A 13,690-nucleotide genomic window follows, 5' to 3' on the forward strand; every position below is an offset into this window, starting at 1 on the left:
GCACGGGCTCAGACCCCGTTGGCCCGCATCTCGGCCGCCATCGCCGCCGAGTCGTGGTCGGGCCCAACTCCGTCGACCAGCACCAGGTCACCGGGGATATGGTCCGCACGCAGGTGCAGGATGTCCTGGTAGGCGGGCGAGTCGTACCACGCGCGCGCCTGCTCGATCGCCGGGAACTCGATCATCACCAGCGTGCCCGGCCACGTGCCCTCGCGCACCTCCACCGGCGCCCCGTGCACCACGAACCGGCCACCGAACGGGTCCAGCGTGGCCTGGATGCGCTCCATGTACTCGTACACCTCCTCGTGCGGCTCCGCCGGGGGGCGCAGGTGGGCGAGAGCGTACGCGCTCATGGCTTTCTCCTTCGTCAGGGGACCGCCGTCCTGCGGCCTCGATGACCATGCTGCCGTCATGACGTAACCGAGTCGATTACCTCAGAGGTAGCGCGTCACGCGACCTCGCCGTCGAGCGCGGTGCCGAGGGCCCGGTATCGCCGCAGGCGCCGGGCGAGCAGCTCGGGACGCCGGGTGTGCACCATGGCGAGGAGTTCGCGCTCCAGCTCGTGCCCGACGCGGCGGCAGAACGCCCGCGGCTCCTCGGCCGCGTCCGGGCGTTCGGCGACGATCCGGTCGGCGATGCCGCCCGCGACCAGGTCGGCGGAGCGGACGCCCTGCGCGGCGGCCAGCTGCGGCGCGTGCTCGACGTCGCGGTGCACGATGGCGCTGGCGCCCTCGGGCGGCAGCGGGGACAGCCAGCCGTGCTGGGCGACGAGCACCCGGTCGCACGGGATGAGCGCGAGCGCGCCGCCGCCGCACCCCTGCCCGAGGATCACCGACAGCGTCGGCGCTTCGAGGGTGACGAGTTCGGACAGGCATCGGGCGATCTCGCCGGCCAGCCCGCCTTCCTCCGCCTCCGCGCTGAGCGCCGCGCCGGGGGTGTCGATGACGGTGACGAGCGGCAGGTCCAGCTCGCGGGCCAGGCGAAGGCCGCGCCTGGCCGCGCGCAGGGCCGCGGGCCCCATCGGCCCCACCTCCGCCTGGGTGCGGCGGTCCTGGCCGAGCAGCACGCAGGAGACGCCGCCGAAGCGGGCCAGCGCCAGGTAGAGGCCCGGGTCCCGCTCCCCCGCGCCGGTCCCGCTCAGCGGCAGCACATCCGAGGCGGCGTAGCGGAGCAGCTGCCTGACGCCGGGCCGGTCGGGCCGCCTGGAGCGCGTGATCGACTCCCAGGCGGGCACGTCCGGCACCTGTCCCTCGGACGGAGTCTCGTCCCAGGCCGGCTCCGCGGGCGGGGCCAGCAGGATGCGCAGCGCCCGGTCGGCGATGCCGGCCAGCGCCTCCGGCGGCAGCACGGCGTCGACCAGGCCGTGCCGGTACAGGTTCTCGGCGACCTGGACTCCCTCCGGGAACGCCTCGCCGTACAGGGCCTGGTAGACGCGCGGGCCGAGAAAGCCGATCATCGCGCCGGGCTCCGCGGCCGTGACGTGGCCGAGCGAGCCCCACGAGGCGAGCACGCCGCCGAAGGTCGGGTTACGCAGGTAGACCAGGTACGGCAGGCCCGCGGCCTTGTGCTGCGCGACCGCGGCCGAGATCTTCACCATCTGCAGGAACGCCACGGTGCCCTCCTGCATCCTCGTGCCGCCCGAGGCGGGCGCGGCGAGCAGCGGGAGCCGTTCGCCGGTCGCCCGTTCGACGGCCGCCACCATGCGTTCGGCGGCGGCGACCCCGATGGATCCGGCGAGGAAGCCGAACTCGCAGGCGACGACGGCGACCCGGCGGCCGCGCAGCAGCCCCTCCCCCGTGATCACCGCCTCGTCCAGGCCCGTGCGCCGCCTGGCCGCGGCCACGTCGGGGTCGCTCGCGGGGCCGAGCGGCTCGTCCCAGCTGCGGAACGAGCCGTCGTCGAGCGCGAGTTCGACGAGTTCGAGAGCCGTCAGCCGGCCAGCCATGCGCGGATCTCCTCCTCATCGGCATTCAGCACGGGAGGCGGGGCGTGATCGGCCCGGGTGGTCTCGACCTCGCCGTCCGGCCCCGTGGGGTCGAAGAACCGCAGCGGCGGCCCCGGCAGCGTGATCTCGCCGATGCTCTCGTGCTCGACGTCGATGAGCAGGCCCTGCGAGCGGGTCTGCGGCCAGCCGTACACCTCGTCGAGGGTGCGCACCCGACCGGCGGGCACGCCGGCGGCGGCGAGCCGCTCCAGCAGTTCGTCCGGGCCGAAGGCGGCGAAGGCGGCTTCGATCCGCTCGACCAGCCGGGCGCCGGCCGCCACCCGCTCGGCGTTCGTGGCCAGGCCAGGCTCCTGCGGGTCCAGGCCGAATTCGGCGCAGAAGCGCCGCCACAGGCTCTCGCTCCCGACCGCGATCTGCACCTGGCCGCCCTCGCAGCGGAACAGCCCGTACGGGGCGATGGACGGGTGATGGTTGCCCTGCGCCCGCCCGACCTCGCCGGCCACGGTCCAGCGCGTGCCCTGGAAGGCGTGCACGCCGACGATCGAGGCCAGCAGCGAGGTCCGCACCACCTGGCCGCGCCCGGTCCGCTCGCGCTCGAGCAGCGCCGACACCACGCCGTACGCGCCGTACATGCCGGCCAGCAGGTCGCCGATCGGCACGCCGACCCGCTGCGGGTCATCCGGTGCCGAACCGGTGAGCGACATCAGGCCGGCCTCGCCCTGGGCGATCTGGTCGTAGCCGGCCCGCCCCGCCTCGGGCCCGTCATGGCCGAAACCGGTGATGGACAGCACCACCAGCCGCGGGTTGAGCTCGAGCAGGCGGGCGGTGGTGAAGCCGAGCCGGTCGAGCACGCCGGCGCGGAAGTTCTCCAGCAGCACGTCCGCCTTGCGGATCAGCGCCTCGAGGGTCGCCCGGCCCGCGTCGTCCTTCAGGTCCAGGGCGATCGACTGCTTGTTGCGGTTGCACGACAGGAAGTACGTCGACTCGGACCCGGCGAACGGCGGCCCCCAGCCGCGGGTGTCGTCGCCGCTCCCCGGCTGCTCCACCTTGATCACGCGTGCCCCCAGGTCCCCGAGCATCATCGCGGCGTGCGGCCCGGCGAGCGCCCTGGTCAGATCGACGACGACGTAACCCGCGAGCGGCCCGCTCATGAAAGACTCCCCGGCACGACGAGGATCGCCCAGCACAGCACCGGCGCGACGACCATGATGGTCATACCCCACGTCATCAGGCGTTTGAACACGTTGTCGCGGTCGTCGGCGTCGGCGTTCGCGACGACCAGGGCGCCGTTGGTCGAGAACGGGCTGCAGTCGACCACCGAGGCGGAGATCGCCAGCGCCGTGACCAGGCCGACTGCGCCGACCTGCCCGGTCTGCAGGAACGGCACGGCGAGCGGGATGAGCGCCCCGAGGATGCCGGTCGTCGAGGCGAAGGCGGAGACCACGGCGCCGATCAGGCAGATCAGGAACGCGGCGAGCAGCGGGGTGCCGACGTGGGCCACCCCGTCGCCGAGCCACTTCACCGTGCCCTGGTCCTCGAGCAGCGAGACGTAGGTGACGATGCCGCCGACCAGGAGCACCGTACCCCAGCTGATCTTGTCGACGGTGCCGCGGGCCGCGGAGGGGAAGATCAACGTGAGCACGACCGCCACGGCCAGCGCCAGGAAGCCGATGTCGAGGTCGAAGACGAGCGCGCCCACGGCGAGCACGGCCAGGCCGACCAGCGTGAGGGAGCGCTGCGCGTCGAGGCGGGGCAGGTCGTCGCCGGCGGGCTCCGGTTCGCTGTCACCGGCGGACCCGCCCACCCCCGCGCCCACCCCCGCGGGCGCCATCGCGGGCGCCTTCGTGGACTCGCGGTCGCGACGCAGCAGCTTCGCGCCGCCCAGGGTGAGGAAGCCGATCAGGCTGATCAAGGCGCACGCGCCCATCGCGCTGAAGAAGAGCACGGCCGGGTTGCCCGGCAGGTGGCTCTTGTCCACCACGCCGTTGGTGATCGCGCCGAAGATGCCGATCGGCGAGAAGCTTCCGCCGGTGGCGCCCTGAACCACCATCAGGCCCATCATCACCGGGTTGATCCGGTAGCGGGCCGCGAAGCCCATCGCCACAGGGGCCACGATGGCGACCGCGGCCGGGCTGGCGGCGCCGATCGCCGTGATCGCGGCGCAGACCACGAACATCACCCACGGCATCAGCGCGACGCGGCCGCGCACCGCGATCACGGCCCGGTGCACGATCCAGTCCACGGTGCCGTTGTTCTTGGCCAGCGCGAACAGGTACGTGACGCCGACCAGGATGACGAACAGGTTCGCCGGGAACCCGCCGAGCACGTCGGTCACCTTCACGCCGAACACGGCGGTGCCCACGACAAATGCGGCCACGAGCGCCAGCGCGCCCATGTTGATGGAGCGGACCGTGGCTATCAGGAAGACCAGCACCAGCACGATCAACGCAATGACTTCCGCCGACATCGGCGACTCCTCGGGTCAGTCTCAGTCCGGTTACGGGGGGATTTCCGGATTGGCCTAGCCTCTGCTCCACTGCGCCGTATGTCAATAGACTGTCGCCGTGACCAAGAAGCGCCCCCAGAGCTCCGTGGCCCCCGAGCGGCTGGAGCGTCCCCGCCTGTATGTGCAGCTGGCCGAGCACATCGCGCGCTTCATCGAGGCCCAGGGGCTCTCCCCCGGCGACCGCCTGCCGCCCGAGCGCCGCCTGGCCGCGGAGCTCGGCGTCAGCCGGGCCACCCTGAGCCGCGCCCTGGTGGCGCTCGAGGTCCAGGGCAAGGTGGAGGTTCAGCACGGCAACGGGGCCGTGGTGCTCGCGCCGGCCGCCGAGGAGGCGCGACCGGACCTGCCCTTATTCCTGGTGGGGCGGGACCGGGGGGAGATCGCGCGGGCCAGGGAGGCCGTCATGTCGGGGCTGGCGCGCAGTGCGGCGGCACATCCCGACCGCAGCCTCCGGCTCGCCCTGCTCGACGCTGACGGCCGCCCGGTCCGCTTCTCCGACACCTGGCCGTGCGTGCGCAGGCTCGCGGGCGACAGCCTGCTGGCCGACCTCGACGATCTGCTGGCCGGGTCCGCGCCGCTGGACGACGCCCGGATCCCGGCCGACCGCCTGGCGGCTCTCGCCCGGGCCGTCGTGGTCGGTGACGCCGACGCCGCCGCTGCCGCCTGCGCCCACCTGCTCCAGCCTTGAGCGTTCAGACGGTGGCGCCGCGGGCGGCGTGCGCGACGGCCGCCGCCGCGCACGCCCGCACGATGGGGTGGCACAGGTCGCCGTCCCCTGCCAGCTCCGGCTGGAAGAGCGTCACCAGGTAGAACGGGTGCTCCGGCAGCTCCGCGACGCGGATCTCGCCCTGGTCGTCGTGGCCGGTGAAGCGCATCCCGTGCGCGCGGAGCGTGTCGGCGTACGAGGCGTTCATGCCGTACGCGCAGTGGTAGCGCTCGACGGAGCGCTCGGTGCCGAGGATCCGCTCCACCCTCGAGCCGGGCTCGACCAGCACCACGCCCTCGTGGCCGACCAGCGAGCAGGCCAGCGGCACGACGATCTGCTGGCCGGCGTCCGGCATGGTCTCCGCGTTGCTCGCTCCGGCGAGGCCGCAGACGTGGCGCGCGTACTCCAGCAGGGCGTGCTGGAACCCGCCGCAGGTGCCGAGCAGCGGAATGCCGCGCTCGCGGGCGGTCCGGAGCGCGGACAGCGCCCCCGCTTCGCTGCGGTACGGGGTGCCGGGCAGCACCCACACCCCGTCGAAGCCCTCCACGCCGGTGTCCGGCACGTCGTCGGTGGCCATCCAGTACGCGTCCAGCGCCAGCCCGTCGTGGGCGCGCAACGTCTCGATCAGGTGGGGGATGCGGGTGTGCGAGCGTACGTGTGGCGAGCGGTCCCCCACGAGGGCCACCCGCGCGGTGCGAGTCTCAAGCATGGCTCTCATCCTCGCGACGCAGCCTCGATAAGGCCAACGACTGTTTCTCCACTGTCCATTAGCGATACTGATGCCGTGGACCCCCATCTGATCCGGACGTTCGTGACCGTGGCCCGCTGCGCGTCGTTCTCCACCGCCGCTGAGGAGCTGGGGTACACCCAGTCCGCGGTGTCCCAGCAGATCGCGGCCCTTGAGGCCGACCTCGGCGTGCCGCTGCTGCGCCGGCGGCCGGTGACGCCCACCGACGCCGGCCGGCGGCTGCTGGAGCACGCCGCGCCGATCCTGCTGCGCCTGGACGCGGCGCGCGCCGACATCCGCCGGGCCTCCGGCGCGCCGCCCGCCCACCTGCGGGCGGGCGCGTCGCCGCTGGCGGACAGCGGCCGCCTCGCCGAGGCGCTCGTGCGGGTGCGTCGATCGATGCCGCGCGTGTCGGTCGCGCTGTCGGTGCTCGGGCGCGAGGGGGTCGTCACCGGCGTCGCCCGCGGCGAGCTGGACCTCGGCCTGGTCGACGGCGTGACGGCGCCCAGCGACCCGCTGCGGCTGAGCGACGCCGGCGCGCTGACCAGCACCGTGGTCGGCGAGAGCCCGCTCGCGGCCGTGCTCCCGGCCGGTCATCCGCTGGCCGGTCGAGCCACGCTGCGTCTGGACGACCTCGCGGACGCCTGGTGGATCGACGCCCCTGATGCCGCCACCCCGCTCGCCCAGCTCCGGGCGGTGGCACGCGCCGACGGCTTCCGTTCCGGCTTCGGGTACGACGGCGCGGAGCTGTCGGTGCTGCTGGCGCTGGTGGCCGCCGGCGCCGGGCTCGCGCTGCTGCCCGAGTCGGTGGCCCGCGACCGGCCTGACGTGGCCGCGGTACGCCTCGCCGCCCCGGCTCCGGTGCACCGCACCGAGCTGGTGCACGGCGGCCTCACCGGTCCCGCCGCCGCCTGCGCCCGTCTGCTCCAGCCCTGACCCAGGGCCATCGGGGCGTTCGCCGACGTCAGCGCGCGTCGCCGGGGACGATCAGGCCGGTCTCGTAGGCGGCGATCACCGCTTGGGCTCGGTCGCGCAGCCCGAGCTTGGTCAGCACGTTGCTGACGTGCGTCTTCACCGTGTGCTCGCTGACCACCATGGCCTGCGCGATCTCGGCGTTGGACAGGCCGCGGGCGATCATCCGCAGCGTCTCCTGCTCGCGTGCCGTGAGCACGGCGAGCCGCTCGGACGGCGGCGCGGCGGGCCGGGCGGCCGCCCTGGAGGTGAACTGGGCGATCAGCTTCGTGGTCACCGACGGCGCGAGCAGCGACTCGCCGGCGGCCACCGCTCGTACGGCGTGGACGAGGTCGTCGCGGCGGACGTCCTTGAGCAGGAACCCGCTCGCCCCCGCCCGCAGCGCGTCGTAGACGTAGTCGTCCAGGTCGAACGTGGTCAGCATGAGGACGCGGCAGCCGCTCTCCGCGCACACGATCCTGGCCGCCTCGATCCCGTCCATGACGGGCATGCGGATGTCGAGCAGGAGCAGGTCGGGAGCATGGTCGCGGACCGCCGCGACGGCCTGGGCGCCGTCGCCCGCCTCGGCGACGACCTCGAAGTCCGGCTGGGCGCCGAGGATCATGCTGAACCCGGCGCGTACGAGCTCCTGGTCGTCGGCGACCACGATGCGCACGCTCACGCCGCCACCGCCCGCCCGGTCAGGGGCAGCCGTACGAGGACCCGGAAGCCCGGCCCGTCGGTGCGCCGGCCGATGTCGGCGGTGCCACCGCAGGCCGCGGCCCGCTCGCGGATGCCGATCAGCCCGTTGCCGCCCGAGGGCAGCGAGGACGCGGAGCCGCCGCCGTCGTCGGCAATGTCGATCATGAGGGTGTCGTCCTGCCAGGCGAGTCTGATGTCGGCGCGGGTCGCGCCCGCGTGCTTGACGATGTTGGTGAGGGCTTCCTGGGCGATCCGGTACGCGGCCACCTCCGCGTCGGGAGGCAGCGGCCCCGGCTCGCCGGAGGTGGAGTATGCCACGTCGAGCCCGGCGGCCCTGACCTGCTCCACCAGGCCGGCGACCGCGGCGATCGTCGGCTGTGGCGCGCGCGGGCCCTCCTCCTTCTTGAGGACGTTCAGGAGCCGCCGGAGCTGGTCCATGGCGTCGCGGCCCGCGGCGGCGATCGCGTCGAAGGCCGCCTCCGCCCTGGCCGGGTCGTTCCTGACCACCACCGGTCCCGCCTCGGCCTGGACCACCATGAGGCTGACCGCGTGGGCCAGGATGTCATGCATGTCGCGGGCGATCCTGGCCCGCTCGCGTTCGGCGGCCCGCTCGGCCTCGGCCTCGCGTTCGCGGGCCAGCTGGGCGGCCCGTTCCTCCAGGGCGGCGGCGTGGGCGCGGGAGACGGCGGCGGCCCGGCCGATGGCGTACGCGGCGACGCAGAGCACGACGCCGCGCATCGCGGTCTCGTACGAGCCCACTACGAGCAGGCCGCCGCCGACCGTGACGACGATCATGAGCCGTCTCAGCCATGGGGCGGAGTGGGCGGCCACGGTGTAGATCGCTATCCCCGCGCCGTACCAGATGGGCTGGGCGGCCACCTCGTCCACGAGGTCGTAGCACGCGGTCGCAACGAGGGTGGCCAGCAGGACGGCCGCGGGCGCGCGCCGCCGCCAGACCAGCGGCACCGTGGCGGCGACCACGACGACGTAGCCCCACCAGTGCCAGGGACCGCCGCTGGGGTTGTCGCGGGTCAGGAGCGGCCAGAGCTGCACGACCAGCACCAGGCCGGTCAGTGCGGCCTCCAGCCAGATCGGCGGCAACGCGCTCGACCACCGCCGGACCGGCGCCAAGAACCTCAGATCGGACACAAGGCTCAATCCTGCCTTCCCCGTCATGCGAGGGCGACGGCGGGCCTGGGCGCGGTGACGGCCGCCCGGGCGAGCGGGACGAAGGAGATCAGCAGGCAGACGGCGCCGAGCGGGATGAGGTCCTTGTCGATGAACGGCACGATGAGGTCGACCAGCACCAGGGCGGGCGTCCACGCCCTGACCCGGCGCATGACCGCGAGCTGCCCGACGAGGGCCAGCTGGCCGGCGTAGAAGAGGATCGGCACGGCGTCGTAGACCACGAACGGCACCCCGGGAACCTCCTTGACCTGCTCGAACAGGCCGCTCATGGCGGCGTGGTCGGCGGACAGGAGCCCGACCGCGATGTCGATGCCGAACTGGGCGAGCAGCGCCACGACGCCCACGGTCCCGGCCACCGCGCTCACGGTGGCCAGGGCGTTCCCACCGGCCATCCGCCGCATCCGCCAGAAGATGTGGACGAACAGGACGAGGGCCGCCATGAAGGCGAGATGGCCGGTGGTCCACGCGAGGCCGGGCCCGCGACTGCCGTCGAGACCGTCGAGGATGCGGATCACCCCGTAGGCGAACACGAGGACGGGCGCGGCGATGAAGGCGAAACGAGAGTTCATGCCGGAAATCCTCCGGCTCGCCGGGGGTGGCGAGCATCGCCGGTAGGGGCGATTCCGGGGCTCACTCTCAAGAGTGAGCACGAAACGGCAGTACCGGTCTTATGACCTAGAATCCGACGAATGTCCCCCGCCCCCGCCCGGCTGGCCTGGTTGGACGCCCTGCGGGGACCGGCAGCGCTGGCCGTCACCATGCACCACGCCGGCTGGACCTTCGTTCCGGCCCTCTGGACGGAGGTGGACCGCCGGATCGATCTCGGCACGTGGGGCGTGTTCGTGTTCTTCCTGGTCAGCGGCTACATCATCCCCGCCTCCCTGGAACGGCGCGGCGACCTGCGCGCCTTCTGGACCGGCCGGGCCTTCCGCCTTCTCCCCCTGCTGCTCGCCGCCTGCGGCCTCGCGCTCGTCCTCGCTCTCGCGGGCGTGTTCCCCCTCGAGCCGACGCTCGGCGAGCGCCCTCTGCCCGTGGTAGCGCTCGGCAACCTGACGATGCTGCAGGAGCTGATCAACCTGCCCGCCGTCGTCAGCGTGACGTGGACGCTCTCGTACGAGATGGCGTTCTACCTGATGAGCGTCGCGCTGTTCGAGACCCGCCAGGCGCACAGGTCGGCGGGGATCGCCGTCGCGCTGGCGTTGGCCGCCGTGCCCTTGGGGCTGCTGCTGCCGGGGGCGACGATCGGCGGCCGGGCCGACCTGGCCGCCGCGCTGCTCGCCCTCGCGGTCGTCGCGGCCATCGCGGTGACCGCGCTGGGACGCGGCAGGACGCGTACGGTCGCCGCGGTCGCGGGCGGTCTCCTCGGGCTCGCGCTGGTGGTCCTGGGCAGCCGGGCCGGCACCTGGCAGGGTGTGATCATCCTGGCCACGATGTTCGCGGGAACGGCGGTGCACCGCGCCGAGCAGGGAGCGATCTCCTGGCGCACGGCCGCGGCCGCGGTGGCGGTGGTGCTGGCGTGCGGGGTCCCCGCCAAGGACGATCCGGCTTGGGCGCCGGCGATCGTCCTGGCGTACGGCGCTTTCGCGCTGGCGTTCGCGCTGCGCCGACGGGCCTTCCCGCGCTGGCTGACGGGCCTCGGCGTGATCAGCTTCTCCCTCTACCTGCTGCACCCGATCCTGCTGCACGTGGTCCCGCACCTGGCGCTGTTCTACCTGGCCCTGATCCCGCTCAGCCTCCTCACCTACCACCTGATCGAGGCCCCGGCCCAGCGCCTCGGCAGGCGCCTGATCCACCGCGCCACGGAGCACTCATGACGCCGCGTACCTGCGGATCTTCGGCACCGCCTGGTCGCGGCGGCCCGCCTCCAGCCTGACCCGACTCTTCAGCGCCTTCCGCTGCCGCGCCGCGAACCCGAGCTGGTCATCGGCACGGTCGAGGAGCTGCTGCGCTACTGCTTCGGCGCTCCGCTCGCCCGTCTGGAGACGCAGCTCGCGCTGCGCGAAATAGCCCGCCGGCTCGTCAACCCACGCCTCGTACCGGCCGAACCAAGGGCTGCGCGGGCCGCGTCATCTCGCCGTCGAGTTCGACGCCGTCATCCCGGCCTAAACGGAAGGTCGTTTTCCCTCGACGCCGGTCCTTCATGCCACCTGTCACGGTGCTCTGACAGGTCGTAAGTAGATTTTTTACTCATATGTGTCATTTGCGAGGTATCGCCCTCTAAACTTCATGGATGCGTTATGTCCCTTTTGCCCTGATTGCTGCTGCGTCGCTCGCGCTCACCGCGACGCCCGCGGTGGCCATCACGAACGGCTCCGCCGACGGTGGGACGCACCCTGAAGTAGGGGCTCTCGTCGCCAAGAAGCAGTACGACGACGGCACATGGACGTACTGCACGGGCACGCTCATCTCGCCGACGGTCTTCCTCACCGCCGCCCACTGCGGGGGGCACAAGCTCAAGACCGCCCGGGTCACCTTCGCCAGTCAGTACAAGCCCGGGACGCCCGTCTACACCGGCCGCTACATCATCGACCCGCGCTACAACGGGAAGTCCAGCAACCACGACATGGCCGTCGTGGTTTTCGAAACGCCTATCCCGGGCATCACGCCCGCCCAGCTGCCGACTTCAGGGCTGCTTGACCAACTCAAGGCCAACAAATCCCTTAAGGCCGTACGTTTCACTCCTGTCGGATACGGCTCGCTGCTCCCGGTAAAGAAGGGACGTCACCAGCAATTCAAGTACACCGACACGCGCCACCAGGTCTCCATTTCCTTCAAGGGCCTGTCGCGCAGGTGGCTTGACCTGTCCCTGTCCACCAAGGGCGACGGGAGCACCTGCTTCGGCGACTCGGGCGGCCCCAACTTCCTGGGCGGGCCCGACTCGCACCTCCTCGTGGCCACCACGATCAGCGGGGCCGACAACGCCTGCAAGGCGACGAACTACGACTACCGCCTGGACAGCGCCACGGCCCGGCACTTCCTCGGCAAGTACGTCACCCTGCCCTGACCCCGTCCACGCGAGCACCCGGAGCGGGGATCGCCGCTCAGCCGTCCTGCACGGGCGACCGAGGCGGTTCTCCGTCGTCCGGACCCGCGCCGGCCACGGGAACGGGTGCCGCCACCTGGTCGGCCCTGGGTTGCGGCGCCTGATCGACGAGTGTCTGGATCGCCGTCCTGCGCCGCTCGATGCCCGCCCCGTCAATGCTGATCCGCCGTCTGCCCCGGCTCTTCTCATCCGCCACGGTCGGGAGCGTACTGATCGGGAGACCAAGGCCGGGTCACGAGCACGCCCGCATTCCCCCGGCCGCTACTCGATGACGAGGTTGACCGGGATGTTGCCCCGGGTGGCGTTGGAGTACGGGCACACCTGGTGGGTGGCCTCGACGAGCTCGCGGGCCGCCTCCGGCGAGAGGGTGTCGGGCAGCTCCACCCGGAGCGTGGCGTCGAGCTGGAATCCGCCCTTGCCGTTGGGTGAGAGGCCGATCTCGGCCGTGACCGACGCGTCCGAGACGTCGAGACCCTTGCTCGAGGCCACCAGCCGCATCGCCGAGGCGAAGCAGGCGGCGTAACCGGCGGCGAAGAGCTGCTCGGGGTTGGTGCCATCGCCGTCGCCGCCGAGCTCCTTCTGCAGCCCCAGCTTGACGTCCAGCTTGCCGTCGGAGGTGACCGCGCGGCGGTCACGCCCGGCGGAGGTCGCGATGGCGGTGTAGATGCTCATGTCCGTTGCCCCTTTGTTCTAGACAGACCTGTCTGTCTGCCAACAAGAGGAGACTAGACAGGTCTGTCTGGTATCGTCAACTCGTGAGCGCAGAAACGTTGAAAGGCAGCCGCCCCGGTTCGGCGCGCACCCGCGTCCTGGAGACCGCGACGCGCCTGTTCTACGCGGAGGGCGTCCACTCGGTCGGGATCGACCGGATCATCGCCGAGGCGGGCGTCGCCAAGGCGACCTTCTATCACCACTTCCCAAGCAAGGACGACCTGGTCCGCGCCTATGTGGAGGAGCAGAGCTCACTGCAGCGCACCCTGGTCGCCGGGATGCGTGCCGGCTCGCCGCGCGAGCAACTGCAGGGCATCTTCGCCTTCATGTGCGACTTCGGCGCCGGTCCCGGCTACCGCGGCTGCCCCTTCGTCAACACGGCGGCCGAATATCCCGATCCGGCCCATCCCGTACGGCAGGCCATCGCCGATCACCGCCGCTGGAACCGCGAGGTGTACCGCGACCTGCTGGCAGCCGACGGCCACCCCGACGCTGAGCGGACCGCCGACATCCTCCTGCTGCTGCGGGACGGGCTCGTGGTCGGCTTCGACCTCGACGACCCCGCCACGGTCCGCGCCGCCGTCATGGAAGCCCTCACCAGAGCGATCGGATGAGGTCGACGGCGGCGATCTTCGACAGGCGGCAAGCGATGCGTCGCGGGGCCTCAGCGCATGACGCAGAACTCGTTGCCCTCGGGATCGGCCATGGTCACCCACGCTTCGTGCTCGGCCAGCACGCGTGCGCCCAGCCCCACCAGCCTGCGGACCTCCACCTCGGCGTCGTCGGCCGTGAGGTCGAGATGCAGGCGGTTCTTGACCACCTTGGACTCGGGCACGAGCGTGAAGAAGAAGCGCGGCCTGACCCCGGGCCCGGCCTCCACCAGCACGCTCGGATCGTCCTCGGGATCGTCGATGCCGTTGCTCCGCAGACGCGCCAGCTCGGCCTCGTCGTACGGCGCCACCTGGTAGCCCTCGAGCGCCTGGGCCCAGAAGCGGGCGAGAGCGGCGGGATGCCGGCAGTCGATGACGATGTCGTGGATGCGCGCCATGATCACATATTGTCACCATCCCGCGACCGCCACCACTGCGCTCCGGAACCGGTCGTGCGGCGACGGTATTGACACCCAGTTGAGCCGGTGTTTACATGTGGCCCCAAGCTGTGATCTACGCGATTGCGCCGACTCGGGGAATTGCGGGCAATTTCCATAGGGCGCC

At 72.2% G+C, this 13,690-nt stretch carries 16 protein-coding genes; 5 read left to right on the forward strand and 11 right to left on the reverse strand.

Annotated features, from left to right (window positions below; genetic code table 11):
* Positions 1-8: 8 nt before the first annotated feature.
* The 4 genes from ABD830_RS08015 to ABD830_RS08030 form a co-directional block, all read right to left on the reverse strand.
* The gene (locus ABD830_RS08015; RefSeq protein WP_344985830.1) at positions 9-353 is read right to left on the reverse strand and encodes a DUF1330 domain-containing protein; all 345 of its coding nucleotides are present in this window, start codon (positions 351-353) and stop codon (positions 9-11) included.
* Positions 354-448: 95 nt separating this feature from the next.
* Positions 449-1,945 (reverse strand): carboxyl transferase domain-containing protein, encoded by a 1,497-nt coding sequence (locus ABD830_RS08020; RefSeq protein WP_344985831.1) that lies wholly within the window; start codon positions 1,943-1,945, stop codon positions 449-451.
* A complete protein-coding gene (locus ABD830_RS08025) occupies positions 1,930-3,096 on the reverse strand; it encodes a CaiB/BaiF CoA transferase family protein (RefSeq protein ID WP_344985832.1) in 1,167 nt (388 codons plus the stop codon). Before ABD830_RS08025 ends, ABD830_RS08020 begins: the two co-directional genes overlap by 16 nt.
* Positions 3,093-4,412, reverse strand: a complete 1,320-nt coding sequence (locus ABD830_RS08030; protein WP_344985833.1) for an SLC13 family permease — start codon at positions 4,410-4,412, stop codon at positions 3,093-3,095. Before ABD830_RS08030 ends, ABD830_RS08025 begins: the two co-directional genes overlap by 4 nt.
* 97 nt (positions 4,413-4,509) lie before the next feature.
* Between ABD830_RS08030 and ABD830_RS08035 the strand changes: the two genes are divergently transcribed.
* The gene (locus ABD830_RS08035; RefSeq protein ID WP_344985834.1) at positions 4,510-5,136 is read left to right on the forward strand and encodes a FadR/GntR family transcriptional regulator; all 627 of its coding nucleotides are present in this window, start codon (positions 4,510-4,512) and stop codon (positions 5,134-5,136) included.
* A gap of 4 nt (positions 5,137-5,140) precedes the next feature.
* Here the strand turns inward: ABD830_RS08035 and ABD830_RS08040 are convergent, their stop codons facing one another.
* Positions 5,141-5,863, reverse strand: coding sequence for a CTP synthase C-terminal region-related (seleno)protein (locus ABD830_RS08040; RefSeq protein ID WP_344985835.1), 723 nt, complete (start codon positions 5,861-5,863; stop codon positions 5,141-5,143).
* A 75-nt stretch (positions 5,864-5,938) separates the two neighbouring features.
* On the opposite strand from ABD830_RS08040, the gene ABD830_RS08045 reads away from it, so the two are divergent.
* Positions 5,939-6,817: a LysR family transcriptional regulator gene (locus ABD830_RS08045; protein ID WP_344985836.1), complete on the forward strand. Its 879-nt coding sequence runs from the start codon at positions 5,939-5,941 to the stop codon at positions 6,815-6,817.
* Between the two features lie 28 nt (positions 6,818-6,845).
* Here the strand turns inward: ABD830_RS08045 and ABD830_RS08050 are convergent, their stop codons facing one another.
* The 3 genes from ABD830_RS08050 to ABD830_RS08060 are packed head-to-tail and all read right to left on the reverse strand — an operon-like array spanning position 6,846 to position 9,291.
* Positions 6,846-7,514: a response regulator gene (locus ABD830_RS08050; protein ID WP_344985837.1), complete on the reverse strand. Its 669-nt coding sequence runs from the start codon at positions 7,512-7,514 to the stop codon at positions 6,846-6,848.
* Positions 7,511-8,683 carry a sensor histidine kinase gene (locus ABD830_RS08055; protein ID WP_344985838.1) on the reverse strand — a complete coding sequence of 391 codons (1,173 nt, stop codon included), beginning with the start codon at positions 8,681-8,683 and terminating at the stop codon, positions 7,511-7,513. Before ABD830_RS08055 ends, ABD830_RS08050 begins: the two co-directional genes overlap by 4 nt.
* Before the next feature lie 23 nt (positions 8,684-8,706).
* The gene (locus tag ABD830_RS08060) at positions 8,707-9,291 is read right to left on the reverse strand and encodes a hypothetical protein (protein ID WP_344985839.1); all 585 of its coding nucleotides are present in this window, start codon (positions 9,289-9,291) and stop codon (positions 8,707-8,709) included.
* A 120-nt stretch (positions 9,292-9,411) separates the two neighbouring features.
* Here ABD830_RS08060 and ABD830_RS08065 point away from each other — a divergent pair, with 120 nt between their 5' ends.
* Entirely contained in the window at positions 9,412-10,536 is a 1,125-nt protein-coding gene (locus ABD830_RS08065) for an acyltransferase family protein (protein ID WP_344985840.1), read from the forward strand.
* 416 nt (positions 10,537-10,952) lie between these two features.
* Positions 10,953-11,726 (forward strand): S1 family peptidase, encoded by a 774-nt coding sequence (locus ABD830_RS08070; protein WP_344985841.1) that lies wholly within the window; start codon positions 10,953-10,955, stop codon positions 11,724-11,726.
* Between the two features lie 37 nt (positions 11,727-11,763).
* On the opposite strand, the gene ABD830_RS08075 is transcribed toward ABD830_RS08070, so the two are convergent.
* Positions 11,764-11,961 carry a hypothetical protein gene (locus tag ABD830_RS08075; RefSeq protein WP_344985842.1) on the reverse strand — a complete coding sequence of 66 codons (198 nt, stop codon included), beginning with the start codon at positions 11,959-11,961 and terminating at the stop codon, positions 11,764-11,766.
* Positions 11,962-12,026: 65 nt separating this feature from the next.
* Entirely contained in the window at positions 12,027-12,437 is a 411-nt protein-coding gene (locus ABD830_RS08080) for an organic hydroperoxide resistance protein (protein ID WP_344985843.1), read from the reverse strand.
* 83 nt (positions 12,438-12,520) lie between these two features.
* Here ABD830_RS08080 and ABD830_RS08085 point away from each other — a divergent pair, with 83 nt between their 5' ends.
* Positions 12,521-13,090 (forward strand): TetR/AcrR family transcriptional regulator, encoded by a 570-nt coding sequence (locus ABD830_RS08085; RefSeq protein ID WP_344985844.1) that lies wholly within the window; start codon positions 12,521-12,523, stop codon positions 13,088-13,090.
* Between the two features lie 50 nt (positions 13,091-13,140).
* Here the strand turns inward: ABD830_RS08085 and ABD830_RS08090 are convergent, their stop codons facing one another.
* A complete protein-coding gene (locus tag ABD830_RS08090) occupies positions 13,141-13,524 on the reverse strand; it encodes a VOC family protein (RefSeq protein WP_344985845.1) in 384 nt (127 codons plus the stop codon).
* Between the last annotated feature and the right edge of the window lie 166 nt (positions 13,525-13,690).

Origin of the sequence: Nonomuraea helvata (assembly GCF_039535785.1) — a bacterium.
GTDB lineage: Bacteria > Actinomycetota > Actinomycetes > Streptosporangiales > Streptosporangiaceae > Nonomuraea > Nonomuraea helvata.

Excerpts from the sequence above, each read along its gene's own strand:
- ABD830_RS08060 (WP_344985839.1), bottom strand. The coding sequence starts at position 9,291 with ATGAACTCTCGTTTCGCCTTCATCGCCGCGCCCGTCCTCGTGTTCGCC.
- ABD830_RS08070 (WP_344985841.1), top strand. The coding sequence starts at position 10,953 with ATGCGTTATGTCCCTTTTGCCCTGATTGCTGCTGCGTCGCTCGCGCTC.
- ABD830_RS08065 (WP_344985840.1), top strand. The coding sequence starts at position 9,412 with ATGTCCCCCGCCCCCGCCCGGCTGGCCTGGTTGGACGCCCTGCGGGGA.
- ABD830_RS08080 (WP_344985843.1), bottom strand. The coding sequence starts at position 12,437 with ATGAGCATCTACACCGCCATCGCGACCTCCGCCGGGCGTGACCGCCGC.
- ABD830_RS08090 (WP_344985845.1), bottom strand. The coding sequence starts at position 13,524 with ATGGCGCGCATCCACGACATCGTCATCGACTGCCGGCATCCCGCCGCT.
- ABD830_RS08015 (WP_344985830.1), bottom strand. The coding sequence starts at position 353 with ATGAGCGCGTACGCTCTCGCCCACCTGCGCCCCCCGGCGGAGCCGCAC.
- ABD830_RS08030 (WP_344985833.1), bottom strand. The coding sequence starts at position 4,412 with ATGTCGGCGGAAGTCATTGCGTTGATCGTGCTGGTGCTGGTCTTCCTG.
- ABD830_RS08025 (WP_344985832.1), bottom strand. The coding sequence starts at position 3,096 with ATGAGCGGGCCGCTCGCGGGTTACGTCGTCGTCGATCTGACCAGGGCG.
- ABD830_RS08020 (WP_344985831.1), bottom strand. The coding sequence starts at position 1,945 with ATGGCTGGCCGGCTGACGGCTCTCGAACTCGTCGAACTCGCGCTCGAC.
- ABD830_RS08040 (WP_344985835.1), bottom strand. The coding sequence starts at position 5,863 with ATGCTTGAGACTCGCACCGCGCGGGTGGCCCTCGTGGGGGACCGCTCG.